Annotated in this window: 15 protein-coding genes and 2 pseudogenes; 10 read left to right on the forward strand and 7 right to left on the reverse strand. The window is 67.8% G+C overall.

The features are described from left to right. The first annotated feature begins 23 nt into the window (after window positions 1-23). Genes FHS42_RS22770 through FHS42_RS22785 form a run of 4 tightly spaced genes read left to right on the forward strand, consistent with a single transcriptional unit; the run spans window position 24 to window position 10,175 of the window. Complete coding sequence (locus FHS42_RS22770; protein WP_184574795.1) at window positions 24-3,941, forward strand: DUF6079 family protein; 3,918 nt, start codon at window positions 24-26, stop codon at window positions 3,939-3,941. Next, window positions 3,941-6,691 (forward strand): BREX-2 system phosphatase PglZ, encoded by a 2,751-nt coding sequence (pglZ, locus tag FHS42_RS22775; RefSeq protein WP_184574797.1) that lies wholly within the window; start codon window positions 3,941-3,943, stop codon window positions 6,689-6,691. The genes FHS42_RS22770 and pglZ overlap by 1 nt, the downstream gene beginning before the upstream one ends. Then, complete coding sequence (brxD, locus tag FHS42_RS22780; RefSeq protein ID WP_184574799.1) at window positions 6,688-8,013, forward strand: BREX system ATP-binding protein BrxD; 1,326 nt, start codon at window positions 6,688-6,690, stop codon at window positions 8,011-8,013. Before pglZ ends, brxD begins: the two co-directional genes overlap by 4 nt. After that, window positions 8,010-10,175 carry a DEAD/DEAH box helicase gene (locus FHS42_RS22785; protein WP_184574801.1) on the forward strand — a complete coding sequence of 722 codons (2,166 nt, stop codon included), beginning with the start codon at window positions 8,010-8,012 and terminating at the stop codon, window positions 10,173-10,175. Before brxD ends, FHS42_RS22785 begins: the two co-directional genes overlap by 4 nt. Before the next feature lie 1,701 nt (window positions 10,176-11,876). Here FHS42_RS22785 and FHS42_RS22790 read toward each other — a convergent pair. Then, a complete protein-coding gene (locus FHS42_RS22790) occupies window positions 11,877-15,167 on the reverse strand; it encodes an AAA domain-containing protein (RefSeq protein WP_184574803.1) in 3,291 nt (1,096 codons plus the stop codon). An 853-nt stretch (window positions 15,168-16,020) separates the two neighbouring features. Next, a pseudogene (locus FHS42_RS22795) lies at window positions 16,021-16,218 on the reverse strand (IS701 family transposase); the annotation flags it as partial. On the opposite strand from FHS42_RS22795, the pseudogene FHS42_RS39185 reads away from it, so the two are divergent. Next, window positions 16,153-16,447: pseudogene (locus FHS42_RS39185) on the forward strand (Tn3 family transposase); the annotation flags it as partial. The pseudogenes FHS42_RS22795 and FHS42_RS39185 overlap by 66 nt on opposite strands. A 27-nt stretch (window positions 16,448-16,474) precedes the next feature. Beyond that, window positions 16,475-16,621, forward strand: coding sequence for a hypothetical protein (locus FHS42_RS37380; protein ID WP_246495223.1), 147 nt, complete (start codon window positions 16,475-16,477; stop codon window positions 16,619-16,621). Between the two features lie 118 nt (window positions 16,622-16,739). On the opposite strand, the gene FHS42_RS22805 is transcribed toward FHS42_RS37380, so the two are convergent. Both FHS42_RS22805 and FHS42_RS22810 read right to left on the reverse strand, forming a co-directional pair. After that, the gene (locus FHS42_RS22805) at window positions 16,740-17,579 is read right to left on the reverse strand and encodes an NmrA family NAD(P)-binding protein (RefSeq protein WP_184574807.1); all 840 of its coding nucleotides are present in this window, start codon (window positions 17,577-17,579) and stop codon (window positions 16,740-16,742) included. Next, a complete protein-coding gene (locus FHS42_RS22810) occupies window positions 17,576-17,995 on the reverse strand; it encodes a nuclear transport factor 2 family protein (protein WP_184574809.1) in 420 nt (139 codons plus the stop codon). The genes FHS42_RS22805 and FHS42_RS22810 overlap by 4 nt, the downstream gene beginning before the upstream one ends. A gap of 83 nt (window positions 17,996-18,078) precedes the next feature. Between FHS42_RS22810 and FHS42_RS22815 the strand changes: the two genes are divergently transcribed. Then, window positions 18,079-18,687, forward strand: a complete 609-nt coding sequence (locus FHS42_RS22815; RefSeq protein ID WP_184574811.1) for a TetR/AcrR family transcriptional regulator — start codon at window positions 18,079-18,081, stop codon at window positions 18,685-18,687. Window positions 18,688-19,359: 672 nt separating this feature from the next. On the opposite strand, the gene FHS42_RS22820 is transcribed toward FHS42_RS22815, so the two are convergent. Beyond that, complete coding sequence (locus tag FHS42_RS22820; RefSeq protein ID WP_184574813.1) at window positions 19,360-20,643, reverse strand: MFS transporter; 1,284 nt, start codon at window positions 20,641-20,643, stop codon at window positions 19,360-19,362. Between the two features lie 461 nt (window positions 20,644-21,104). Between FHS42_RS22820 and FHS42_RS22825 the strand changes: the two genes are divergently transcribed. From FHS42_RS22825 to FHS42_RS22835, 3 genes are read left to right on the forward strand one after another with little or no spacing between them, the layout of a single operon-like run. Next, the gene (locus FHS42_RS22825) at window positions 21,105-22,106 is read left to right on the forward strand and encodes a FecCD family ABC transporter permease (protein WP_184574900.1); all 1,002 of its coding nucleotides are present in this window, start codon (window positions 21,105-21,107) and stop codon (window positions 22,104-22,106) included. 1 nt (window position 22,107) lies between these two features. Further along, window positions 22,108-22,881: an ABC transporter ATP-binding protein gene (locus FHS42_RS22830; protein ID WP_184574815.1), complete on the forward strand. Its 774-nt coding sequence runs from the start codon at window positions 22,108-22,110 to the stop codon at window positions 22,879-22,881. Between the two features lie 14 nt (window positions 22,882-22,895). Beyond that, complete coding sequence (locus FHS42_RS22835; RefSeq protein ID WP_184574817.1) at window positions 22,896-23,906, forward strand: ABC transporter substrate-binding protein; 1,011 nt, start codon at window positions 22,896-22,898, stop codon at window positions 23,904-23,906. A 251-nt stretch (window positions 23,907-24,157) separates the two neighbouring features. Here the strand turns inward: FHS42_RS22835 and FHS42_RS22840 are convergent, their stop codons facing one another. Both FHS42_RS22840 and FHS42_RS22845 read right to left on the reverse strand, forming a co-directional pair. Beyond that, a complete protein-coding gene (locus tag FHS42_RS22840) occupies window positions 24,158-25,735 on the reverse strand; it encodes an alpha/beta hydrolase (RefSeq protein ID WP_184574819.1) in 1,578 nt (525 codons plus the stop codon). Window positions 25,736-25,779: 44 nt separating this feature from the next. Then, on the reverse strand, window positions 25,780-26,088 hold the full coding sequence (locus FHS42_RS22845; protein WP_184574821.1) for a hypothetical protein: 309 nt from the start codon (window positions 26,086-26,088) through the stop codon (window positions 25,780-25,782). Window positions 26,089-26,215: the final 127 nt, after the last annotated feature.

A 26,215-nucleotide genomic window follows, 5' to 3' on the forward strand; every position in this document is an offset into this window, starting at 1 on the left:
GGGCGAAGGAGCGGGAGCGGCTGATGGCCAGGGGCAGTGAGACGCTGAGGGACGTCCTCGACATCAAGGAGGACGTCCTCGCCGGCGACTTCAAGGTCGAACTGTCGATGGGTTTCAGAGGTTCCGCCGCGGGTTCGGTCGAGGAGTACGTCGTCACCGAGCAGCTGCGGAAAGAGTTCGACACCGCGCTGCGCCTGGTCCGCAGCGCGGTGAAGAAGAACAAGTCGCACGCTGCCTATCTGCACGGATCGTTCGGCGCCGGTAAGAGCCACTTCCTCACCGTGCTGCACGCGGTGCTCAACGGGGAGCCCGCGGTGCGCGCCAAGCCGCGGCTGCGCGAGGCGGTCGCCGAGCATGATGACTGGCTGCCGGGCAAAAAGTTCCTCATGGTGCCGTACCACTTGGTCGGTGCCGTGAATTTGGACTCCGCGCTGCTCCACGGCTATGTGAAGATGGTGCAGGCCCTGCATCCCGATGCCCCGGTCCCGCCCGTGTACAAGGCGGACTTCCTGCTCGCCGACGCCCGCACCATACGGCAGATCCTCGGCGACGATGCCTTCGTACGCCTGCTGCCGTCCGCGGTCCCTGCCACCACGCCCCCCGTCGCCACGAACGACGAGGGGGAGGGCCTCTCGCCGATCGGTTTCGTCCCGGCCTCCGCCTGGACGGGCGAGCTGCTGGACGCCGCCTTCGCCGCGCCCCCCGGCGACAAACGCCGTGACACCCTGGTGGCGGCGCTGGTCAACGGGCCGCTGAAGTCGTACACGAGCAACGCGCAGGGCGTCGCCGCCTCCTTCGTATCGCTGGACGACGGGCTGAGCGCGATCAGCAAGCACGCGCGGGATCTCGGCTACGACGGTGTGGTGCTCTTCCTGGACGAGCTGATCCTGTGGCTCCAGGCGCGGATGCGGGAGCGGACCTTCGTCAACGACGAGATCCAAAAGCTGGTCAAACTGATCGAGTCCGCCAATCCCGACCGGCCGGTGCCGATCATCTCGTTCATTTCGCGTCAGCGCGATCTCTCGCAGCTGGTCGGCTCCGACATCCTCGGCTCTGACGTGAAGAACATGGAGCAGGCACTTGAGTACCTGAAGGAGCGCGTCAGCGTCGTCAACCTGGAGGACCGCAACCTCCCCGACATCATCAGGGAGCGGGTCCTCAAGCCCCGTTCGGGGCAGGAAGCCGTCCTGGACCGGGCATTTGCCGGTATCGACAAGTCCGGTCAGCTCGTCAAGGACGTCCTGCTGGACGGGAGCGGTGCCACCCAGGCGACCTGGGAAGACTTCCGGTCCGTCTACCCGCTCTCGCCCGCCCTCCTCAATGTCCTGGTCGCGCTGTCCGGCGCGCTACAGCGAGAACGCACCGGTTTGAAGCTGGTCCAGCAGCTCCTGGAGAAGAATGCTGGTGCCGCCGTCGGACAGCTGATTCCGCTCGGTGACCTGTGGGACGTCCTGGTGGACGGCACCGGGGCAGCCTTCACCGACAAGCTGAAGCACGAGGCGGAATCCGCCCGGCTCTTCCACGGCCGGGCACGCCACCACCTCCTGGAGAAGTACGGGTCGGCCGATCACCCGGACTTCCTGGCCGATGACCGGTTCGTCAAGACACTGCTGCTCGCCGCGCTCGCGCCCGACGTGCCCGCGCTGCGCCGGCTGACCGGGGGCCGTCTCGCCGCGCTGAACCACGGGTCGGTGCGTTCGCGGACCGTACCCGTCAAGGACAAGGTCATCGACCGGATGCGGGCGCTCCAGGCAGAGTTCCCCACCGAGTTGCGCTCCGAGGGCGAAGGCGATCCCGTTTTCTCCCTGCACCTGTCCGATCTGGATGTGGAACCACTACTCGAAGCGGCCGCCGGCGAGGACAAGGCCGGGGTGCGCCGGGTGTGGCTGCGCGACCGGCTCTGGGAAGTGCTCGGCGTCAAGGACGGCCGAATTCTCGCCGAGAAGGAGATCATCTGGCGAGGGACCAGGCGGACCGCTGAGTTTGTCTTCGGCAATGTCCGAGATCCCCGCGACGTGCCGGACGAGCAGTTCGCCCCGGCCACCGAGGGCAACATCCGGTTTGTCATCGACTACCCCTTCGACGAGGACACCTTCTTCCCCAGCTATGACTACCAGCGGGTGAAGGACCTCATCAAGGCCGGCCACGAGGCGCCGACCCTGGTGTGGCTGCCGGACTTCTTCTCCGAACAGCGCAAGGCCCAACTGGGCCGGCTGATGCGGATCTTGTTCCTCCTCGAACGCGACCGGCTGGCCGAGTACACCCGTAACTACCCGCCGGACGACCGGGCCAAGGCCCGCCGCCAGCTGGAGGTCGGCCGGGAAACCCTCACCCGTACGCTGACCGGCGCGCTCGCCGAGGTGTATGGCATCGCGACCGTCAAGGAGGGCACCCGCGGCGCTGAGGTCCCCGACGGGGAACATGTGCTGTCCCTTGAACCGAAGTTCCGGCACCCTCAACCCGAGGGTGGAAAGACCTTCGCTGACAATGTGCGGCATCTCGCCGACGGTTTGTTCGCCGCTCTCCACCCCCAGCACCCCGACTTCGGTAACGACCCACGGACGGGGCAGCCGAAAGCCGTCACCCCCGGCGAGATCAAGACCACGCTGGAGTGGATCACCAGGGCCATGGACGACGGCGGCCGGGTCGAGGTCGACGACCACCAGCTCAGGACCGTCAAGCGGATCGCCGAGCCGCTGGAGCTGGGCAGTGTCCACGACGGGCCGTTGGTCCTGCGCGCAGACTGGCGCACCCGTGTCAACCAGGCCGCCGGGCGCGACGAGGAGACCCGGGACACCTCGGTTCTCCCGGTAGAGGACATCCGCCGGTGGATCGTGAAGGATCTGGGCTACAGCGGCCTGGAGAAGCAGACCACCAACTTGATCATCGCCACGTACGCCCTGCTCGACGACCGGGCCTGGGAGTACCACTCTGGTCCCGCACAGGCAGCACCGGCGCTGGCCGAGATCGGACCCGGCTGGGCGCTGCGCTCGCAGCCGTTGCCGAGCGACGACGATTACGCGCAGGCCCGGGACCGTGCTGGGCGTTTGTTCGGAATTTCGTCCAAGCCTGCGAAGTACGCCCGCACCGTGAACAAGCTCGCCGAAGAGGTCAGGGAGAAGGCCGAGGTTTACGAGAAGGCCGTGGGCGGGGTGCGTGCCTCGCTCGACCGCCATGCCGACCTGCTGGGGCTGGGTGACGCACAGCCGCACCCGCGCACCGGCCTGCTGCGCGAGGCCAACAGCCTGCTGGCTAGGATCGGCCTGCACGGCAAGGACGCGACCGGTTTGGTGCGGGAACTCGCCGCCGCCTCGTACGACAGCACGGACCGGGATCTGTCCACCACGATGAACACCGCCGTCGATGTGCTTGCCGCACTGGACGGCACTGACTGGCGGCTGCTCGGCAGTGTCCGCGACCTGTCCGGCCGGGACGATTCGGTGGGTGACCGTGCCCGGCGACTCCTGGTCCAGATCGAGGAGGCGGCCCGCGCTTCGGAGTTCGAGCGCTCGCTGGTACCCGCTCTCTCCTCGGTCAGGGAGACCGCGCTGGCTATCGTGGATGCGGCCCTCAAGGTGGAGCGGGCCCCCGCTCCGGCCAACCCGACACCGCCCTCTTCCACCGCCGGGCAGATCTCCTTGGGAGAAGGCGGCAGCCCTCCGGTGCCGTCCACACACCCTGTGCGGCTGTCCGACGCGGACGCCTCACCCGCCTCCGGCGGCGGCGACCACGACGGGATGCAGGTGGACTCGGTCCGGATGCAGGCCGCCAGGAGACTCCTCTCTCCCGGACCGACTGCCCTGGAAGCCGCCCTTGGCAGTGAACTGGCCGCCGTGCGGCGGGAGATCGAGGCGTTCCGCAGCGCGCACCCCGAGGTGCCGGTTGAGATCGTTTGGCGTGCGGTGCACGATGGCGAAGAAGCGTTGAAGGATTCCGACTGATGGCGGCCCGGCCGGCCGTCGGGCGGCGTGCCATCGAGGTCCTCCTTGAGTCGGAGCTCCCGGCCGCCGATGGAAGGCGCCTGGTCCTGGTCGACGCCGTGTTCGAGGGAGGCGAGCAGGACAGCGAGTTCACGCTCCGCGTCGCCGGCGCGAACAGGCGCATCCGGGTCACCGGCCAGGACTCCCCTTTGGGAATTGCCGACGCCTGGCAGCGCCATCTCGCTAGCGGGAGCGGAGCAGACCTGGGCGACGGCGAAGACTCGGCCCGGGACGGCGACAGCGTGCTGGTCGTTACCAGCGGAGTTCCAGCCGACCAGCTCGGCTGGGATGTCCGTGCCCATGCCGTGCGCCGTCGGCCTCTCACTGTCAACCGGGCGGACATCGTCAAGCAGCTCTTCGGGGCCACCGACCTCGACACCCGTATGGTCGGCGAGGCCTGGCTGCTCGATGCCCTCCTTGAGGCTGAACCGGTCGACGGCTGGCCGCACAGCGGTGCCGTACTGACGCGGGACCGGGCGATCCAGGCGCTGATCGCCGCCCGGCTTAAGCTGGGCGACATCCAGGCCAACACCCTTGATCTCGACGCGGACACCTTGTTCGCATGGACCCGCGGACCGGCCGGACCGGCGCTGTTCGCGGCTCTCCCCCCCACCGAACGAGCGGGGCTCGGAACCTGGCTCGGGAAGACCGTGGGCTCTGCGGCTCCCACTTTGCTCGCGCTGGCCGGTGATGGCCGTGGACGCGACGCGCTTCCCCTGGGAGTCCTCGCGTCGGCCGCGCTCACCTCCAGTTCCGCGGAGGCCGCGGGTTTCGCACTCGGCACCTTGTTCGGCAGTGCGCTGTCCTCGTTCGCCGCGCTCAGGCCGTTCGCCGACGCGGCGACCGGCGTTGTCACCCGTTGGATCGCGCAGGCCGAGGGCACCGGAACGCACCGTCGCGAGGCCCGCGACCGTGTTCTGGCCGTCCTCGAACGCGCCGACCATCTTGCCGCGGATTCCCGCCTGGTCGAGCTGATCGGCGCGGATCGCTTTCTGCCCTCCGGATACCGCGCCCGGCTACAGTCCCTCACCACCGCTCTGCACGGGCGCGCGCCAGACGCCGAGGCCGCCCTCCGTGATTTGACCGACCACTATCTCGCCGCTCTGAACGCCGAATCCACCGACCGTGCGCGCACCGCGGTCCGGTTGGTTCGCTGGCTGAACGGGCCGAAGCCACAGGTGACTTCGGTCTCCCAAGCGGCACGGGAGCACCTGGCGTCGACCGCCTGGGTCGACCTGGCGGTCGGCGTGCTCGCCGAGGGCGACACCTCGCGCGACGCGGCCCTCTCCGACTCCTACCACCGGCTCATCAAGGCCGTACGCAAGCGCCGGGACGCCCTGGACGCAGAGTTCGCCCGCGCGCTCGCCCTGTGGACCGAGACGGCCTCGCAGCAGGCCCCCGGTGGCGCCCTGCTCATCGAGGACGTCCTGGGCGAAGCCGCAGCCCCGCTCGCCCGCGACGGCGGCCGACCGCTGATCCTCGTCCTAGACGGGATGAGCGCGGATGTTGCCGTCCACCTGGCAGCCGAGCTGGACCGCCGCGTATGGACCGAAGTGGTACCGAAATCCGGCGCCGGCCGTGAGGCCACCCGCCAGGCAGCAGTGTCCATGATCCCGTCCGTCACCAGGATCAGCAGGACTTCCCTGCTGTGTGGGAAGGCCACCGAGGGCGGGCAGAGCGTTGAGCGCACCGGCTTCGAGACCTTCTGGAAGAAGCGGCGGCGTGCGGCCCAACTGTTTCACAAGGGCGGGTTCGAAGGGCTTCCCGGGCACCGTCTCAGCCCCGAGCTGGTGCGGGCCCTAGCCTCCGACGATGTGGTCGGCGTCGTGCTCAACACCATCGACGACGCCCTGGACGACGGCCGGGAGGCGGCACGTGGCCGGTGGCGGATCGACGACATCGCCAAGCTGCCCGATCTGCTGAACGCGGCACGCGACTACGGTCGCCCTGTCCTTCTCGTCTCAGACCACGGTCACGTTCTGGACCGCTCACCTCGCGATCATCGGCAGCCGGAGGCCGGCGGGGTAGGCGGGGCCCGCTGGCGTACGGGAGCGGCGCGAGCCGGCGAGGTGGAGTTGGTCGGCCCGCGCGTGCTTACCTCGGGAGGCCGGGTCACCGCGCCCTGGCGCGAGGACCTGCGCTACACCGCCCGGAAGGCCGGATACCACGGCGGGGTCTCGCTCGCCGAGGTTGTCATCCCGGTGATCGCTCTGGTGCCCGCCGAAGGGCCAGTCCCGTCCGGCTGGACCCTGCTGCCGACCGAGCGCACCCAGCCCGACTGGTGGCTGGGTAGCGTGCCGGGTGCTGCTCGGCACACCAGCCCCGACGAGCCGGTGCCTGCTCCTTCCGAGCAGCCGGCCCCGGGGATGTTCCTGCTTCCCGGCCAGGGCACGCTAGGCGAGCGAACCGTGCAGAGTGACGCCTACGAAGCACAGCGTGAGTTCGTTCGCCTCGCGCCGCCCGAGCGGGCCGTCGCCGCCGTCATCGACGCGCTGGTCGGCGCGGGCGGGAAGCTGTCGCCCGGCGCGGTGGCCACCGCGGCCCAAGCCGCCACCGGCAAGTCACAGCGCAACCCCGAACGTTTTGCGACCGTCCTGGAACGCCTTCTCAACGTGGACGGCTACGCCGTGCTCCGGCTGGTGGAGTCGGGCCGCACCGTCCAGCTCGACAAGGCACTGCTCCAGCAGCAGTTCCTGGGAGACACATCATGAGCACCCCCGACGTCAGCGCCGCGCGGCGCAAGGACGTCATCAACGCCCTGCGACGCGGCACCGTGCCGCACGCGGGCCTCGGCCTGTTCGCCGTCGGCCTGCAACGCTTCGAGGCCAGCCTTGACGGCGACCTGGACACCGTCACGCGAGGCGGGGCCGCCTTCCACGCACTGCGTGGTGAGTACGGCTCGGGCAAGACGTTCTTCGCCCGCTGGCTCGCGGAGCGCGCCAAGCGGCGAGGGCTCGCGATCAGCGAGGTGCAGATCTCCGAGACCGAGACGCCGCTGCACCGTCTCGAAACGGTCTACCGGCGGCTCGTTGAGCGCCTCACCACCGCTACACATGAGCCTTCCGCGCTCCGTGCCATCGTCGATTCCTGGTTTTACGCGTTGGAGGAAGAGGTTCTCGGCACCGGCGAGGTCGGCGACGACGACGAGAACGCTCTGGCCGGGGCTGTCGACGAGCTTCTGGAACGCAGACTCGCCGACGTCGCCCGCACTACCCCCGCGTTTTCCGCCGCCTTGCGCGGCTACCGTCAAGCCGTCGCGGACGGCAACGGTGCCCACGCCGAAGCACTCATTGCCTGGCTGGCGGGACAGCGTTCGGTCGCCGCTTCCGCGAAGCGGGCCGCCGGCATCCGTGGCGACCTCGACCACTTCGCCGCCCTCGGATTCCTGCAGGGGCTGCTGACCGTCCTGCGTGACTGCGGCCATCCGGGGCTGCTGCTCGTTCTCGACGAAGTGGAAACTCTGCAACGAGTACGCGGCGACGTCCGCGAGAAGTCCCTCAACGCGCTCCGCCAGCTTCTCGACGAGATCGACGCCGGGCGATTTCCGGGCCTCTTCCTTGTCATCACCGGCACCCCTGCCTTCTATGACGGGCAGCAGGGCGTGCAACGTCTCGCCCCGCTCGCCCAGCGCCTGGCGACCGACTTCACCACCGATCCCCGCTTTGACTCCCCACGCGCCGTGCAACTGCGCCTGCCCGGTTTCGACTTGGCCTCACTCGGCGACCTCGGCCGCAAGGTACGCGACCTGTACGTGGGCGGTGCCCAGCACCCCGACATTGTCGCCGCCCGGGTTGATGACGCCTACCTCGACGAACTCGCCGCCGCGCTCACCGGCTCCCTCGGTGGCAAAGTTGGCATTGCACCCCGTCTTTACCTGCGCAAACTCGTTGCCGATGTACTGGACCGCGTCGATGAATTCGAGGACTTCGATCCCCGTCTGCACTACTCCCTCACGCTGAACAGCGCCGAACTCAGCGAGACCGAACGCAGCGCGGCCACCGGCGCCGGAGACATCGCGCTGGAACTGCCGTGACCACCCCGGCAGCCGCATTCGATCTCCTCGATCCGGTCTTGGGGCACCACATCGTCAACTCCCTCGGTTGGCGCTCTCTGCACCCCTTGCAGGAACAGGCCATCGACCCCCTCCTGAGCGGTCAGGACGCGGTGCTCCTAGCCCCCACCGCCGGCGGGAAGACGGAGGCCGCCGCGTTCCCTCTGCTGACACGTATGAACCAGCGGGGCTGGAAGGGCACCAGCGTGCTGTACGTATGTCCACTCAAGGCGCTCCTGAACAATCTCCATCCGCGTCTGCAGACTTACGCCGGCTGGCTGGGCCGAACCGTCGGGCTATGGCACGGTGACATCGCGAGCACAAAACGGCGCCGCATCCTGACCCAGCGGCCCGACATCCTGCTCACCACTCCGGAATCGCTGGAATCCATGCTGGTGAGTACCCATGTCGACCACCACGCCTTCTTCAGTGGCCTGCACAGCATCGTCATCGACGAAGTCCATGCCTTCGCCGGTGACGACCGAGGCTGGCATCTGTTGGCCGTACTGGAACGACTCGCGCGCGTCGCCGGGCGCCCGCTCCAGCGGATCGGACTGTCCGCTACCGTCGGAAACCCCGACGACCTGCTGACCTGGCTCCAGGGGTCCGGACACGGAACCCGCCCGGGCCAGGTCATCGCTCCCCATCTGGCGGACGGGGAGCGCGAGTCCCTCCGCCGCGTGGCGGAGGGGACGGCCTCCGCGTCTCCTCCTGGGGATATCGAACTCGATTACGTGGGCTCCGTCTCCAACGCCGCCACCGTCATCGCCGCACTGCACCGCGGCGAGAAACGACTCGTCTTCTGCGAGAGCCGCCGCACCGTCGAGGAACTCGGCGAACAGCTCCGTCTGAGAGGGATCATCACCTTCCTCTCCCACGCCTCCCTCTCCGTCGACGAACGACGCCGTGCCGAAACGGCCTTCGCCGAGGCTCGGGACTGTGTCATCGTCTCCACCAGCACGCTCGAACTCGGCATTGACGTAGGCGACTTGGACCGAGTGATCCAACTGGATGCCCCCGCGACCGTCGCTTCGTTCCTTCAGCGCATCGGACGGACCGGCCGCAGGCCGGGCACCCTCCGCAACTGCCTGTTCCTCGCGGTGAGTGAGGAGGCCCTGCTCTCCTCGGCCGCCCTGCTCCTGCAGTGGTCCCGTGGCTGGGTCGAATCCGTCCTCGCTCCGCCGGAGCCGCGTCATCTGATCGCCCAGCAGCTTCTCGCACTGTGCCTCCAGGAGCACCGAGTCGGCGAACATCTCTGGCAGCAGTGGTGGAACGGACTCACCCCGTTTCGTGCGGGAGCCGAACCTGTCGTCAATCACCTCATCCAAGAGGGCTATCTCGACCGTGACGACGGTCTACTCTTCATCGGTCCCGAGGCCGAGCGACGCTACGGGCACCGACACTGCATGACTCTCACCGCCGTTTTCACCGCGCCCCCTGAGTTCACCGTGTTCAACGGCCGCACCGAGATTGGTCGCACCGACCCCGACCTGCTCACCGAAGAAATCGAAGGCCCCCGCCGACTCCTACTCGCGGGCCGTAACTGGCAGGTGACTTACATCGACTGGCACCGCAAGCGCTGCTTCGTGGAACCGGCCGACGAAGGCGGGCGCGCCCGTTGGAACGGGTTCGGAGCCGAACGCGTCCGCTCATTCACCCTCACTCGTGCGGCCAGGGACGTTCTGCTGGGAGAAGACCCTCCGGTACGTCTCACCAAACGGGCCTCCCTGCGCCTCGCCGAAGCACGCGAAGCGCTCCTGGACACGGTCCACCCCGGTGGAACATTGATTGTTCGGCGTGACGGCGGGGACGTCCGGTGGTGGACCTGGGCCGGGCACCGCGCGAACGCCACGCTTTCCGCCACGCTCCCCTCCGTCATCGTTCCGCACCGCCGAACGAACGGCGACTGGATTCGACTTCGTGCGGACCTCACGTCTTCGCGCTGGCAGGCAGCCCTGCGCGACGCCCAGGCGAACCTCGCCCTCCCTGAAGTCGCTGACTACGCCATCCGCGGTCTCAAGTTCAGCGAGGCGCTCCCTCCTCGTCTGGCCGAAGCGACACTGGCCGCACGTCTCATGGACGCGGCGGGCGCGCAAACCGTCCTCGCCGAATCCATTCGACTCTCCACACTTACCGAGAGGTAAGTACTTGATCGCCCCATGACCCCTCGTGGGGAAACTCCACCGGAATTTGCTCCTGCCAGCACAGTGTCAGTTCGTCACCTCACTCCGGTGCGTACTGCTGGCAGCTGGGCGAATGGGGTTCATCGCCGTGCTGGAGGGGACGTGCCAGCATGACACGGGGGCCTCCATAGCGGCCCTTCCGCTATTCGACACGCTGCGACTTCACCCAACGACCTACCTCACTGCGCCGATAACGCACCTTGGTAGTACGACCACAGCCAAACGCGTACCGAGGGAGACCGAGCTGCGTCCCGTATTGGTAGAGCCGGGAAGGCGATGCATCCAAATAGAGCGCCAGCTCCTTCATCCTCATGAAGTGCGATGCCGCCGCCTACTCCGCACGACTTGTCACCTGCGTCACCGCTCCTCCTGAACTGTCTCGCCCGTCGATGGGCGAAAAAATGGACCACCGAGGTCTGACCTCAGCCTTGATCCCTCACGTTTGCTTCCGCCGGCGGTCACATCACCACGCTCTCGGTCGCGTCACCGGAATTCTTCGGCCGGGCAGCTAATTGCGCATCTCCCTCGGCGAGGTGCCGTAGCGATTGAGCTGTGGGTACCGCGGTCATGTGTGCAGCCGAGGACGGCACCCTGTTCTTCGACCACCGAGTTCCGGTGCCGCCACGGCGTCCACAGCAGCTCCACCGCCGAGCGCAGCTGCCGCTCACTCCTCAATGGTCGCGACGATCGCCGGTTTGGCCAACCGGTGATCGTAAGCGAACGCCAGTAGGCAGTCATCCGTGATCCGGTTGAGATTCCGCGAAGCGAGACGCTCGGAAGTCCAGTTTGCCTGTGCTGCTTGCCGTGTTGTGGCGCCGGGATATACCGCAATATTCGCGGGGACGGCCCGGACGCTGCTATGGCCACGTTGCAGGAGATCCTCGCCGAACAGGCCGGCCGCGCAGGCGCCGACGCAAATCTCGGTGGAGACGGCAAGATAGGCAGCCGCCGTTTGGTCGAATCGGACATTTAGCCCGCCAAGGAGCGAAGAGTGCGGGTGAGGTGAAACGGACGGATCGGATAGCCGACTCGGACAGACACGCCTCCCAAGTAGGGCCACGCGAGCAGGTGCAACTCATACAGCGCGTCATTCCGAGCATTCTCGAAATCGTGACCGCAACCGAGCACCAGCACTGTTTGGCTTGGTGTTTTACGGTTCGTTGTACGTTGGCATGGCCCCGGCGCATCTATCTAGTCTTTCGGAGCTATTCCCTGCCCGTCGTGGGCGAATGCCTTGTCTGCGGCAATGGGCGGGGCGGTCCAGTGGCTGGCCGTGCCCGATTCGCTAACCGTGACCGCCCGTTCCCGGGGCGCTGCCCCACAAGGATGACCGCCGAAGGCACCTTCCGGGTACCCGCGCGTTTCATGTGGTTGCTAGGACACCGGCCCGAGCGTTGCATCCCTGGCAATCAGCGAAGTCGAGACGCCTTGTCGCACCAGCACGGCCGCGCAAGACCCGGTGCTCGTCACCCGCGACCGCCGTTCCCGGCCCTTCGGCGATGTACCAACAGGCTAGGCGGGCTCGCGTAACACCGAGTGGCAGAGGGTAGTTGTATGGCCAGCGAGATCGCGATCGTGCAGACCACCCGTGACAACGAGGAGCGGGCGACGGGGCTGGCACGGCGGAGCCCCGTGGTGACTGGAGGGAGGACCGAAGGAGCTTCAGCGGTTGCCCCGTAGGTGTATGCCCTGAGTCCAGGCGTTGGAACGCCCGGAAGGGGTCGTCTTGCACGCGATGGCGTAGCAGCGCCAGAACCAGTTGCCGTTTTTTCGTCGCCGGATCTCGATCTCCGTGCCCTGGCACCGGCCGCACTTCGGCGGGTGGGCGAAGGTCTCCGCGTGCTCGTGCGCGAGCAGCTTGCGGGCGAAGTACGCGCCGCGCATCGAAACCATCACCTCTCGCGTCCAGTTCTGGGACAGCGCATTCAGGCTGCCGAGCAGCACAGTTTGCTCGTCGAAGACTGCGATCTTCTGGTGCATGACGTTCATCGGGATCACTGTGTGGGCCACGGCGCGCAGATCCGTGATCAGCGCCTGGTTCGCAGACTTGCGCTGCAACTGGTCTGTGTCGTCGCGGATGAAGACGGTAATTCGTACGCCACGGTCGGCGGCGGCTGATAGGGCGGGCAACAGGGAGCGGAGCCGTTTTGCGACCCACGGTGCCCAGAGCCACAGAGAGCGCTTTGCTCGGTTGATTTCCTCCGCGAAGGTGTCGTAGAAGGTCGTCTCGTCGTGGACGTCGGTCACCTCCACGTGCCGACCTAGCACTTCGGCCAGAGCCGTGCCGAACTCGCCGCGAAGTGGGACCGGGGCCGTCGGCGGAGCGATGAGGTGCTTGGCCTTCAGGACCCGAACACCCGGGGACCCGATCAGTGCGGCGAGCCGGGACAGAGCCGTTCCGGGCTTGGCGTTCCTGACGCGGGCTCCGCCAGCGACGACGTACAGTCGGGTCTTCGTCCGGGTCACTGCCACATTGAACAGGCGGATGCCGTTGCGGTGCCAGGCGTCGGCCCCCGGCTGCCGGTGAGCGAGGGCCATCCATAGCTCGCGGCTGTCGCCGCTGCCTTCCACCGTGTCGAAGACGACGACGTCGAACTCCCTGCCCTGGAACCGGTGGGCCGTACCGACCTCCGCGAGCGGGCGCCCCGCGTCTTCGACGTCGCGCAGTGCCTCCAGGGTCGCCTCGGCCTGGACGCCGTACGGCGTGACGATGCCGGCCTCCTCGCCCTGCTCGCGATGGAGTTCCACCAGAGCCCGAGTGATGAGCGACCCGGCGGGCCACCATCCTTTGCGGCTGCCGGTCAGGTGGGCGCGAGCCAGCCCGTCCAGGCCGTCGGTGTCGATGAGGACGATTTCGGGGTCGTTTTCCGGTCTCTCCCGCAGCACCTGGGGGCCGCCCGTAAGGACACCGCCGTACGCGAGATCGTTTGCCAGACGCATGACGGCAGGACCGAAACGGTGCTGTTCGGTGAGAGTGACGCACGACGGGTGCGCCTCGGCGTCCGACGGTTCGTGAATGCCGCAGTGCTGGAAGACGTCTGGGTGCAACCATCGCACGATGTCGGGACGGTCGCTGTTGCCGAGGGCCGGTGGGATCACCGGTCCGAGCTGCATGAAGTCCCCGAGCAGGACGGCCGCCCGGTCTGCTTTGCCAGTGGCAAGCAGGACCTCGGGGAGGGTTGCGGCACCCGCCTCGTCGATGAGGACCACGTCGTACGGCCCCTCGAAGACTGTTCGGTTGGTGCGAAACCGGGCCAGGGTCGTGGCGACCAGCTTGGCGGACTTGATGATCTCGCCCTGGGCGTTGCGGGCGAGTCGCTCGTATCCTTCCTGAGCCAGCTGGTATTGCTTCTCCAGCTCCGGGCGGCGGGTGCGGTCGGCGGCCACAGCGGGACGTAGCCGTTCGGCCCGATCATGCTGGGCCGGCCAACCTCGTTCGGCGGCCTGTTCGGCCAAGTCATGGGCCTTACGGGCGCGGCCGGCGGTTTCGGAGGCCCGGATCGCCTCTTGCTCGATGGCGAGCGCTTGCTGCTCAGCCTGCTTGCACTCGGCCATGAGCGACATGTTGTCGGCTTCGAGCCGACCGATCTGGTCCAGGGTTAGCGGGATCGTCTCGACCAGTGCGTTGACTCGGGCACCGAGACGGGCGATGTGCGCGGTCGCGGTGGCGCGGGCCCCTTGTGCTGCTATACGGGCGTCGGTGGCCGCCCGTCGGGCGCTCGCCAGTTCGCCCTGAATGCCCGTGATCGTGTCGCGCTGTCGCCACCTGCCGACGGCGCCCTTCGCCTCAAGTTCCTTAAGCCTCCGCTCCAGGGAACGGCGGTGGTCGTCCGCGAGCAGGGCGTCGGCCTCACTGTTCCCCGCCGCTTCCCGCACGCGGGTGATCTCCTCCGAGAGGTCGTCGACTTCGCGCCAGCGGTCCTTCGCTGCCTCAGCGGCCCTCTGACGTGCCTGTGCTGTCCCGGTGGCCTCCCCGAGGTGGTCCAGGCGTTGGACCGCTTGGCTGAGCTGCTCTTCCACCTCGATTACCCAGGCTTGCGTCGCCGCCACGTCCTGTCCGGGCGTCCGCACAAACTTCAGCGCCGCGAAGTACGACGGGGCGTCGAATCCCGCAAGGTTGCTTTCCAGCGCTGTCAACTGTTGGGCCCGGTCCCTGATGCCGACGAGTTCGGCCTCGAGTTCCGCACGCCGTGCCGCTGCCTCCGTCAGCCGGGACCGGACCATCAGAGGCAGGGACACGGAAGGGTCCTCGGCCACCTCGCGCAGGTGTGGCGGCCCCACTCGAACGATGTCACCAAACTCGTGGCGCTTCTCCCGCACCACACCCAGGAGGGCGTTGTCCACGGCGATGTTCGTCGCCGACACCAGCAGCACACGCCGACCCTGGGCGATCAGATCGCCGATGGCCCGCTTGAGGACGGTGGTCTTCCCTGTGCCAGGTGGCCCCCACACCAGGTGGACGCCTTCGCCGAGGCACGCCCGGTAGGCGTCCGCCTGGGCAAGATGGAAGCCTGGCGGGTCGACGGCGTGGGCCGAGGGGCCGCCGATCATCGCGGTCGCGAGAGCGGTAGCGAGGGGATGTTCACCCAGCCCCGCGATACCGTCACGCAGGGCCTCGATCAGGAAGGTGGGCGGCTGCTTGAGCATCCACAGGTGAGGGTCGGCGTTCTCAACGAACTGCGGTACTAGCAGTGTGAGCAGGGAGCCGTTCTGTACGGCTTCGGAGACAACGAAGCCCTTGGTCTCGATACCGTCATCGTCTGGTCCGGCCAGCCTCAGGGAGTCCAGCTGTTCTGGTCCGATGTCGGAGCCCCGGAGATCGACCACATACTGGCCCGGATCACCGCGCCGGGCCGCCCGCCCGACGAGCTGCCAGCGTGGCTGCCTTCCCGCACCTCCTTCGACGGCGATCCACTCGCTGAGAGCCGAGGCGATCTCCTCGCGCCATCCCACCTACCGTCCCCCGATCCGGTCGCCTGCCCGCTGCTGCGCCGCACCCTATCCACCTGGTGGTTGTCACATATAGTGAATGGCCGATGGTCGGCAGGCTCAACGTGGTCGTCAGCCGACCGTCCGGCGAGATCCGGCCAGCTTCAGCGGCACGCAGCGTGATCTGAGTAAGCTCCTCGACCCGCCGCCATAACCTACCCAGCCAGCCCGGTCGGTGAGCCTTCCCGGGTGGTGCTCGGTGGAACAGAGCATCCGTCCATCTCCAGTGGAGTTTCGCTGCGCCGTCGCGTAGCGCATTGGGGCTGATCCCGTGCTGCACACGGCGTGGGGCGCGGTGCAATCGCGCGCCATCGACGCCAGTCGGACGTGCTGTACGGGCGTATGAGGCGGTACGGAAGTGACAGCAGTGGTGTTGGCGCGCGCCGCCTCCAAGGAGAGGCATCGGCCCTGGTTGAGAGCGATTCCCGGCCCGGTGCGGCGGCTACGCACTGTGTGGAAGGGCCAGCTGGCTGGGATGGAGACGCGCACGCGGCGCTCCCTCTTCGGCTGCGTCGCACTACGTGTCGTTCCGGGTGATGCCGCCGACCAGGTCCACTGCAATCCGGCTCGCCCTGGCGTGCGTTCCGTGGCCCGTCCGGCCGGCGATCGTCACTGTCCATGTCGTGGACGAGGAAGCGCGCCGGTCTAGTGCTTAGCACTGCAACGGTGTCTGTGGTGAAGGGAAGCCAGTTGTCATGGGCTATGTCCGCGTCGTTTGTAGTGGCTGTTGCGGGCTTGGTGTTGTCGTCTGCGGCGCCATGCGACCAGTGGAGGATGTGGTCGGCCGGGGTGGGACGACGGTCGGTGAGGCGGGCGATCAGGCGTCTGATCTCGCCGAGGCTGAAGTGGATGAGCGGGGAGGGTCCGTTTCTGCTTTATCCGTATCCAGCTGGCGGGCGCGCAGGATGGTCAGGCAGGCGTGGGCGGTCACGGCCAAGGTCATGTGGCGGTGCCAGCCGGGGTAGCGGCGGACCTGGTAGTCGTCCAGTGTGCACTCCTGCTTCGCGCTCTGGAAGCCGGGGGTCGGTCAGGATGCGGCGGCCGATGCAAGGTCGAGTCGGTCAACCGGTTCTCCCAGTGGATCGGCTTCGGCAACCGCGGCGTCATCGCCGACAACGACCTCATCGAGCAGGAGAAGGCGATGAAGTGCAACACGCCGCTCACGAACGCGGTGATCTTCCACAGTGCCCTGGACATCGCGGAGATCGTTCGGCAGCTGCGCGGAGGGCTGGGAGATACACCCGGAGGATCTGGCGCACATCTCGCCGTACTTGACCGAGCACATCAACCGGTTCGGCGAGTACAGCACCCACGAACTCGGCATCCGGCCCGACGCGTACGACCCAGAACCCGATGCTGACCTCACCCCGCTGCGTGAGCAGGACCTGACCGCCGCCGCCCTCGGCCAGGCCGCTTGACCGACTGCGACGACCTTCGTCTCGAAGGTGCCGGACTACTGGCGCGGACGCGTGTCGGTGCCGTCGATGGAGCCGCGACCAAGCGGCGAGCAGGCAACGAAGCCCGTGTTGAGCTGCTTCACTCACTCTCTCGTTCGAGAAGGGCGCGGAAGGTGCCCGCGGGTCGTCCGGTGAGGCGCTGGACGGTGTCGGTGGTGCGGTTCTCCGCCCCCTCGGCGATGGCACGGTCCATGCCGGCCAGCATCGAGGCGAACTCCAGCGGCAGTTGCGCCGCGAGGCGGTCACGCATCTGTTCGTAGGGCAAACGGTGGTGGCGCACGGGCCGGCCGGTGACCTGGGTGATGGTGGTGGCGATGTCGTCGTAGCTGAGCGTTTCCGGCCCGGTGAGGACGAGGTCGGTGTTGGGGGCATGTGCGTCGGTCAGAGCGTGGACGGCGACGGCCGCGATGTCCTCAACATCGACGAAGCCGACCCGGCCGCCCCCGGCCGCGGTCCAAAGGGCGCCTTCTTCACGGATGCTCACGGCGTGCGCGTGCGTGCCGGTGAAGTTCTGCATGAACCACGAGGGCCGCAGCACCGCCCACTGTTGGAACTGATCGGGCAGGGCCTGGTGCACTATGCCCACCGTCGGGCTGCCCTCGGGGATGGCCGAGGAACTGAGGAGCACCGCACGGTGCACTCCGGCAGTGCGGGCCTGCCGGAGAAACGGCAGCATGATCGCCGCCGGGTCGGCGTCGCCCACGGGTGGGATCAGGTAGACGCGGTCGGCTTCGTCGAGGGCGGCGGCGTGGGTGGCGGGGTCGTACCAGTCGAAGGCGACCGGCTCGGCGCCGGGGACCGGAGTGGCGCGGCGGCTGGCGGCCTTGACTCGGTGGCCGGCGGCTGCCAGCTGCGCGGCGGTGCGGCTGCCGGTGGTGCCGGTGGCGCCGATGACCAAAGTGGTGCCGGTGGTTGTCATCGGTTGCTCCCGGTGAAGTCGGTGTCGAGAACCGCGAGGGGGTTCCAGTAGTCGCGGTACGACGTGAAGCGCCCGTCCTGAACCGTGACGACGGCGATGTAGGTCATGTCGAAGGGGCGGTCGCCCTGCACGAGACGGCCGACGCCGCGCATCTCGACCACGATGGTCTCCGGGGCGGTGGTCTGGTGGATCAACAGCTCGGGGAAATCATGCAGATCGATGTGGTCCGGGTAGTGGCGCATGTACGCGGCGATGGCTTCCCTGTTCTCCAGACGCTTCGGCGAACCGTCAGGCGCGAAAGGGAACTCCATGGAGCCGTCCTCGGCCCACAGGCCGACCCACGCGGGAATGTCCTTATCCAGCAGCAGCCGCAGGCTGTGGCGGTAGAGGTCGGTCGGAGAAGTCGGTGCGGACATGGGTATCCTCCATCCAAAGAATGCGGACCCTCGGTCCGCTTAACGATACGGACCCGTGGTCCGCTTCGCAAATGGAGGAGAGCATGCCCGAGCGCAAGCCCCGCAAGGATGCTGCCCGCAACCGGCAGGCCCTCCTCGCAGCCGCCGACGCCCTCTTTGCCCGCTGCGACAGCCCGGACGGCGTCACCCTGGCCGCCATCGCAGCGGAGGCCGGTGTCGGCAAAGGCACGCTTTTCCGGGCCTTCGGCGACCGCCCGGGTCTGCTCCGCGCGCTGTACGCAGCGCGGCTCGAACCGGTCAAGGAGGCCGTCGAAGCCGGGCCGCCGCCCCTGGGCCCCACCACCCCGCCCCAACAGCGCGTGCCTGCCCTGCTTGACGCCCTCCTGTGCTTCAAACTCGACAACCGCCGCCTCGCGCTGGCCCTGGAGGAAACCGGGAACGGCAGCCCGTACCGAGCGGAGCATTACGAGCATTGGCACAACCTGCTCGACACCATGCTGGCGCGAATTCCGGGCCTGACCGACAGCGACTTCACCGCCCACGCCCTGCTCGCCGCCGTCAGGGCCGATCTTGTCGAGCACCTAGCTGGCAACGAGCGTGTGCCACGCGAAAGGCTGCGAGCCAAATTGGCGGCCTTCACCGCCCGAGTTCTGGACTCCGGCCCCATGCGGGAACTGGCCGGCGACGACTAACTAGCGGTCCAGCCAAGGTAAGACCAGAAGCCGCCACGCCATGAACGCGGCAGCGCGCAACTCTCATGAGCCTGCGGGCTACCGCGTGGCCGCTGATGCGTGATGACCACTGTCCAGGCTGGGACGGCAACCGCCGAACGGGCGAAGGCCGAGTCGCGGCCGTAGCGCACCGGGGCAACCGGCGCGGGGCGTGCGCGTAATCGCACACCTTTTTTGGGGAGAGGTGGTTCACCGTGAACCATGGGGGGCTGCACCTGTAGCCGGCCCCGGCGGGCACCTTGCCGTACGGCGGACTCCGGGCCGACGGGCGTACATATCAGTGCCACCTCGCATGATGGGGATGCGGCAAGCTGCCTGTCGGGGCTTCGTACGGGACCAGCCGGTGGGACACCCCGCCGGTGTCGATGCTGTCCGCGTGCAAGTGGACCGGGACGCCATCGCGCCAGGTGCGGACTTGGTGGGGGTACGAAGCTCGCCGGCGTGCTCGTGGCGGGTGAGGATGACCGCCCTGTCGTGGGAGGGCAGTTCGCGTGCCCTTCGGACACGTTTCTGAGGTACGGGGGCCGGGGCGATGCCCGGGCCGCAGGCGGGGGTTCTGTCGCCAACGGGGTACCGACCGGGTGCGTGCATGTCTACGGGTCGTCCCACCGGGGGCGTTCTTCGCCGCGGCGGTCAGGGGCTGTCGCGGCGGGCGGGGGTCCGGGAGAAGGTGCGGGTGCTGGGGACGAGGGCGGCGGTGGCTGGTGCCGCGAAGCAGACGACCGCGCAGCCCGCGAGGACCGCAGTGGTGCCGAAGGTGTCGATGGCGGGGGCGATGACGGCGAGGCCGACCGGGGCGAGGCCGTAGGAGAGCAGGAAGTCCAGGGAGGAGACCCGGGCCAGTTTGTCTGGGGCGACCTCGCGTTGGGCGGCAGTGAACCACGGCACGTTGAACAGTTCGATGCCGATGCCCGCGAGGGCGTAAGCGGCCATCACGACGGCTGGGTGCACGGGGAACACCAGGCTGAGAGGGGCGAATCCGTAGCCGGCCAGGCCGGCCAGGGCGGCCCAGCCGGGGGAGCGGGGGCGCCAGCGGGCGATGAGCAGCGCACCGCCCAGCGCTCCGGCGGTGTAGGCGGTCATCACGCCCGCCAGGACGACCTCGGTTCCGTATTCGTCGCGGCTGACCATGGGGAGGGCGACGCCGGTCGCGGAGTAGCCGGTGGCTATGACGGCGGTCAGTGCGCCCAGGCCGGCGAGAAACCAGGGGTGCCTGCGTGCCTCGCGTACGCCCTCTGTGAATTCGGCCAGGAAGGACACCATGCCCGTCCCGGCCGAGGGCTCTGACGCGTCGTTCGCAACCCCCGGCCGTGCGCCCCGTCCGGGCACGCAGGCCGCGGCCAGCCAGAGCAGCCCGATGCCCACCAGTAGTGCCCAGGTGTCCCAGAAGACGGCGAGCAGCGCCGCCAGAAAGGGGCCCACGAGCGTGGTGACCCGCACCGCCAGGGTCATGGCGGCGTTGGCCTGCTGCCTGCGACCGGCATCGACCACCTCGGCGGTCAGGGCCTGGAAGGCAGGTCGGCAGGCGCCCTGGCCCGCTCCCGCCACCGCGGCGGCTGCCGCCATCAGCAGCACCGAGCGGTCCAGGCCGACGGCGATCACCGGCGCTGCGGCTCCGGCGGCGAGCCCCGCCCACAGCACGACGCCCCGGCGGGAGTGCCGGTCGGCCAGCACCCCGGCCACGGGCACTGCGGCGAGGAACCCAACGGTGCGCGCCGCGAGCAGCAGGCCGAGGTCGGTGGCCGTCAGGGTCCGGTCCAAGACGGCGAGGCCGAGGACGAAGGGCAGGGCCCAGGTAGCCAAGCCCGATGCGGTGGCGCCCGTCCACAGGCGCAGGAAGGCCAGGTCGAGCAGGATCGAGCGCTGCTTGGGGGGCGGAGACTCGGCGGAGGTGGGAGGGGCGGAGGGGGTGGGCACGGGGGGCGCACTCCTGTCGGGGCGACGGATCGGACGCGAACCGGCTGCAACGTCCCTGACCGACAGTGGGGTTGTGCGATGGGACCGGCCGTGGCACACGGCGGGCAGCGCTGTGCCGGCAACACTACCGCAGTGATAATCATTTCCATTAACATCCCGCAGGTCGCCGCCTCGCGTTGAGCCCCTCGGTCCCGCGTCGCCTGTCGATCCGGCCGCCTGGCGAGGTGGCTGCCTGTTGATCTGGCCGTCTGCCGAGGTGGGCGCATGCTAGGTTCCCTCATGAACATGATTGTCATTAGCGAAAGAAAGTGCAGGTAGCTCACGTGCCTCCGTCCTCGACCTCCGTGTCCTCGGCTGCCGGGGGCGCGGCCGAACCGGCGGAGGCGTCAACGCCTCGGCCCGCAGCGGCTGTGCGGGGCCGGCTCGCGTCTCGGAAGGCGCTGCTGCTCACCTGCTTGGTGATGGCCGCCGTTCTGCTCGTGTCCGTTGTCGTCGCCATCGGGCTCGGTCCCACGGTCGTCACCCCGGGGGAGACCGCCCGCCATTTGTGGGCGGCTCTTACCGGCGGCCGTGTCGGTGCGGACGAGGCGACGACGTACCAGATCATTTGGCAGATCCGTACGCCGCGAGTGCTGCTGGCAGCACTCGTGGGGGCTGGGCTGAGCGCGATCGGAGTGGCGATTCAGGCCATGGTGCGCAACGCGCTGGCCGACCCCTTCGTCCTCGGCGTCTCCTCGGGTGCCTCCGTAGGTGCCGTCTGGGTCACCGTCACCGGAGGGCTCGCGGCACTCGGCATCTACGCTGTCTCCGTCGGTGCCTTCATCGGTGCGCTCGTCGCCTCGCTCCTGGTATACGCGGCCTCCTCCAGCCGGGGCGCGCTGTCGCCGCTGCGCCTCGTGTTGACGGGCGTGGCCATGTCGCTGGGCTTCCAGGCCGTCATGAGCCTGATCATCTACTTCGCGCCGGACAGCGAGGCGACGAGCATGGTCCTGTACTGGACCATGGGCAGTTTCGGCGCCGCGACCTGGGGCGCGCTGCCCGTCGTGTCCGTCGTGGTGATCGCCGGACTCGCGGTCCTCTACCGGTACGGGCGAGTGCTGGACGTCCTCTCTCTCGGTGACGAGACCGCCGCGAGCCTCGGCTTCGATCCCGACCGGCACCGCAAGGTGCTGCTGGTCCTTGTCTCGCTCGTCACGGGCGTCATGGTCGCCGTCAGCGGTGCCATCGCCTTTGTCGGACTCGTCATGCCGCACGTGGTGCGGATGGTCGTCGGTGCTACGCACGCCCGCGTCCTCGCCGTGGCCCCACTGGTCGGAGCGATCTTCATGGTGTGGGTCGATCTGGCAGCACGAACGCTGGTCGCCCCGCGCGAGCTGCCGCTGGGGATCATCACCGCGCTCGTGGGGGTGCCCATCTTCATCGCCCTACTGCGCCGCAGGGGCTACACGTTCGGAGGGCGCTGAAATGGACCTGAAACTCGATGAACTCTCCGTGGTGACGGACGGCAAGAGTCTCGTGCGCGGGCTGTCCCTGGACGTGCCGGACGGTCAGGTCGTGGGGCTCGTGGGGCCCAATGGAAGCGGCAAGTCCACCGCGCTGCGATGCGTGTACCGGGCGCTGCGTCCCAGCTCCGGAACCGTCTGGGTGGGCGAGCAGGACGTGACCCGACTCCCCATGCGCCACAGCGCCCAGACCGTCGCGGCCATGACTCAGGACGGTGGCGTCGAATTCGACTTCACGGTCGAGGAAGTCGTCGCGCTCGGACGCGCACCCCATCTGCGCGGCAACCAGGCACTCAGTGGCCGAGAACGCGGCCTGTGCGAACGGGCGATGGAGCAGCTCGACATCGGACACCTCGCCCACCGGGGCGTTTTGACGCTGTCGGGCGGCGAGCGCCAACGCGTCCTGCTGGCCCGTGCGCTCGTGCAAGAAGCGAAGATCCTCGTCCTGGACGAGCCCACCAACCACCTGGACGTCCGTCACCAGATCGACCTGCTCTCGCTCCTGCGCGGGTCGGGGCTCACCGTCCTCGTCGTCCTGCATGACCTCAACCTCGCGGCGGCAGCCTGCGACCGGCTCGGCGTGCTCTCCCAGGGCCGGCTGGTCGCGTCAGGCACGCCCGCGGAAGTGCTCACGACACAGCTCATCCTTGACACCTTCGGCGTCAGGGCCAGCGTCGTCCCACACCCGCTGACCGGCGGTCCCCAGCTCCTGTATGCGCTCAACTCCACCCGCTGAAAGGCTGCTCACGCATGCGTACAACCCGAATCCCCACCACGGCCCGCCGGCCTGCCGCTCTCGGCGCCGCCCTGGCGGCGGCCCTGGTGCTCAGCGGATGTGGCGCCGAGGTCGAATCGGACGCCAAGAAGTCCGGCAAGGTCACCGTCAAGCGCTGCGGTGAACCGGTGGAGTACACGGTGCCGGAGCGGGCCGTCGCCTACGAAGGCGGCAGCGCGGACAAGCTCTTCGCTCTCGGTCTCACTGAGCACGTGCACGGTTATGTGATGCCTCCCGCGAACCCGCCGGTGAGCAAGTCCCCGTGGGCGTCCGAGTACGCGAAGGTGAAGATGCTCAGCGACGACCTCCTCAACAAGGAGGTCGTGGTTGAGGCCAAGTCCGACTTCGTCGTGGCCGGCTGGAACTCCGGCTTCAAGGACGAGCGGGGCATCACGCCCGAAATCCTGGACAAGCTCGGCATTCAGAGCTTCATGCACACCGAGAGCTGCTTCAACTACCCCGGTCATCCGGAGAAGATGAGCCCCTTCCAGGCGCTCTACACCGACCTTGAACGGCTCGGCAAGATCTTCCGGGTAGACGAAAAGGCCACGGAAGTCGTTGACGGGTTGAAGGAGCGCGTGAAGGAGGTCAAAGCCAAGGCGCCGGTGGGCGATCCGGTGCCCGTCTTCCTCTACGACTCCGGCACCGACCAGCCGTTCACCGCGGGTAACCAGGTACCTCCCAACGACATCATCAAGACGGCAGGCGGCCGGAACGTGTTCGACGGTCTCGATGAGCGCTGGACCCAGGTCAACTGGGAATCCGTCGCCGAGGCCGAGCCCGAAGTCATCGTCATCTTCGACTACGGCGACCTGCCCGCCAAAAAGAAGATCGACTTCCTGAAGAAGTACCCTCACACCAGGGAACTCCCGGCCGTGAAGAAGAACAACTTCTTCATCCTCGACTACAACGAGGGCATCAGCGGTCCCCGCAACATCGACGGCCTGGAGAAGTTCGCCACCTACCTGCGCAAAGTCAAGGGTTGAGCCACCGCCGTCACGGCCTGTTCGGCAGGCTGAACGCCTGCCGAACAGGCCGCACTTCCGACGTAGGCAAGGTCTCGCCGGTGTTCCAGCGGGGGCGGTAGCTTTTGGCCGACGACATTCGACAGGCGCAGTCATTCAGCTACCTCACCGTCCCCAGACTTGGCAGCGCACCCTGCGAAGAACTCGGTCGCCCCGGAGCAGCCGGACCTCGGTGTGCGCAAGCACGGGGATCGGAGGCGGCTTGATGTCCGTCACGAGCAGGTGGTGTCGTTCTTCGGGACCGTCCCGTCGAGCAGGTACTCGTCGACGATTTCGGTCAGGCAGTCGTTGACGCCGTAGGTGCCGTGTCCTTCATCGTCCACGGTGAGGTGGACACCGACGCCCTTGCCCAGCTCGTTCGCCATCTTCTTGGCTCCCTCGTAAGGAGTGGCGGGGTCGCCGGTGTTGCCGATGACGAGGATGGGGTCCGCGCCGTGGGCGGTGACATCGACGGTGGGTGCGTGGCCGGCCACGGGCCAGCCGGTGCACTGGAGCAGTTGCCAGGCCATCCAGTCGCCGAATACAGCAGATGCTTTGCGGAATTCGGGCAGGTGCTGCCGCACGTCGTCGGTTGTGAAGCGACCCGAGTAATCGGCGCAATTCACCGCTGCGAAGGCGGAATTGATATTGGAGTATCCGTCGTCGGAGCGACCGTTGAGGCCTTCGGACAGGTACAGCAGTACGCTGCCGTCCCCCTCAGCGGCCATGGACAACCCGTCCCTCAGTACCATCCAGCCCATCTCCTTGTCGTAGAGGGCGGCTGCGATGCCGTTGAGTGCGAGGCTTTGCGTGAGGGGGCGCCCAGAATCCGTAGGCAAGGGTTTCGCGTCCAGGCTCTCGATGAGCGCGGTGATTTCCCTCTCGCCCGTGGCCGGGTCCTTGCCCGCGAAGGAGCACGCCTTTTGCTTCACGCAGTCCTTGGTGAAGTTCCGCAATGCACCCTGGAATCCCTTCGCCTGTCCGAGCCCGCTCGCCAGCACGTTGTGGGTGGGATCGACCACGCCGTCGAAGACGGTTCGTCCGACATGCTCCGGGAAAAGGTGGGCGTAGACGCCGCCGAGTTGTGTTCCATAGGAGATACCGAAGTAGTTCAGTTTCTCGTCCCCCAGGACGTGACGCATCAGGTCGAGATCTCGGGCGGCGTCCTGTGTGCCGACGTGGTCCAGCACGGCGCCCGAGTTGCTGTCACAGGCCCGGACAAACGCGCGTGCGCCGCGGGCGATGCCCTCTTCCTCCGCGGTGTCGTCCGGTGTCGCGTCCGCGGCCAGCCAGGCGTCCATCGCCTTCGTGTCCAGACACTTCACACCGGCACTTTCCCCGACCCCGCGCGGGTCGAAGCTGACCAGGTCGTAGCGCTTGTGCAGTGCCTTGTAGTCGTCGTTGGCGAAGGAGGGAAGCGTTGACACCCCGGAATCACCGGGGCCACCGAAGTTGAAGACGAGAGAACCGAGCCGTCCCTGGCCAACATCCCGCGAAGCCTTCACCCGGATGAGGGCGAGGTTGATGGTCTTGCCGTCGGGGTTCGCGTAGTCCAGGGGTGCCTTCATGGTGCTGCACTGCCATGTCGTCCCGTCCGAGAGATTCTCGGGCTTGTCACCGCCTCCCTGAGCCTTGGACGGGGCGGAACACGCGGTCCAGTTCAGTTTCTGGTCGCTGAGGGCGGTGGGGACCGAGGGTGTCGCGGCGGACCTGGTGGGGCCGGCGCCAGGATCGCAGGCCGTGCCGGTGGCGGCTGCCAGTACGGCGAGTGACGTCAGGACGACGACCCGGGACGAGCGGTGGTTGGGCATGCTTCTCCCTGTCCGAGGTCGTTGCTGGTGAAAAGCGCGAATGCTCATGCGTCGATTTCCTGGTCGTGATGCCGGCGGTCGGCGCGTGTGCCCCGGAAGGACGTGAAGCCCTGGACGGCCCGCAAGCCGAGTGTGGCGAACACGAGGCCCACGCTGATCGTGAAGACATACGAGGCCCATGTGCTGCTGGTACCCGCGGCAGATTCCAATGCCGAGAGCAATATTTTGCCCAAGGGGTAGGAGACTGCGGCCAGGACGACGGTGAGCCAGAACGGCTCGCTCTTCAGCGGCTTGGCCGCGACGACCATGGCCAGAACGGCGATCAGGACGATGATGACGTCGGTTCGATCCATGTGTTGATCGTCTCGCCCCCAGACCGCTGCGGCGTCTACCACCAGGAGGAACGCGGTCTAGGCCGACAGACCTAGAAAGCCGGCGCGACATTCGGACCGGCCAGGCGTGAACTGCTCACAGGCCGTG

Origin of the sequence: Streptomyces zagrosensis (assembly GCF_014203645.1) — a bacterium.
GTDB lineage: Bacteria > Actinomycetota > Actinomycetes > Streptomycetales > Streptomycetaceae > Streptomyces > Streptomyces zagrosensis.

Coding starts and splice junctions, on each gene's coding strand:
- FHS42_RS22770 (WP_184574795.1), top strand. CDS start 24: ATGGCCAGGGGCAGTGAGACGCTGAGGGACGTCCTCGACATCAAGGAG.
- pglZ (WP_184574797.1), top strand. CDS start 3,941: ATGGCGGCCCGGCCGGCCGTCGGGCGGCGTGCCATCGAGGTCCTCCTT.
- brxD (WP_184574799.1), top strand. CDS start 6,688: ATGAGCACCCCCGACGTCAGCGCCGCGCGGCGCAAGGACGTCATCAAC.
- FHS42_RS22805 (WP_184574807.1), bottom strand. CDS start 17,579: ATGACAACCACCGGCACCACTTTGGTCATCGGCGCCACCGGCACCACC.
- FHS42_RS22810 (WP_184574809.1), bottom strand. CDS start 17,995: ATGTCCGCACCGACTTCTCCGACCGACCTCTACCGCCACAGCCTGCGG.
- FHS42_RS22815 (WP_184574811.1), top strand. CDS start 18,079: ATGCCCGAGCGCAAGCCCCGCAAGGATGCTGCCCGCAACCGGCAGGCC.
- FHS42_RS22825 (WP_184574900.1), top strand. CDS start 21,105: ATGGCCGCCGTTCTGCTCGTGTCCGTTGTCGTCGCCATCGGGCTCGGT.
- FHS42_RS22830 (WP_184574815.1), top strand. CDS start 22,108: ATGGACCTGAAACTCGATGAACTCTCCGTGGTGACGGACGGCAAGAGT.
- FHS42_RS22835 (WP_184574817.1), top strand. CDS start 22,896: ATGCGTACAACCCGAATCCCCACCACGGCCCGCCGGCCTGCCGCTCTC.
- FHS42_RS22840 (WP_184574819.1), bottom strand. CDS start 25,735: ATGCCCAACCACCGCTCGTCCCGGGTCGTCGTCCTGACGTCACTCGCC.
- FHS42_RS22845 (WP_184574821.1), bottom strand. CDS start 26,088: ATGGATCGAACCGACGTCATCATCGTCCTGATCGCCGTTCTGGCCATG.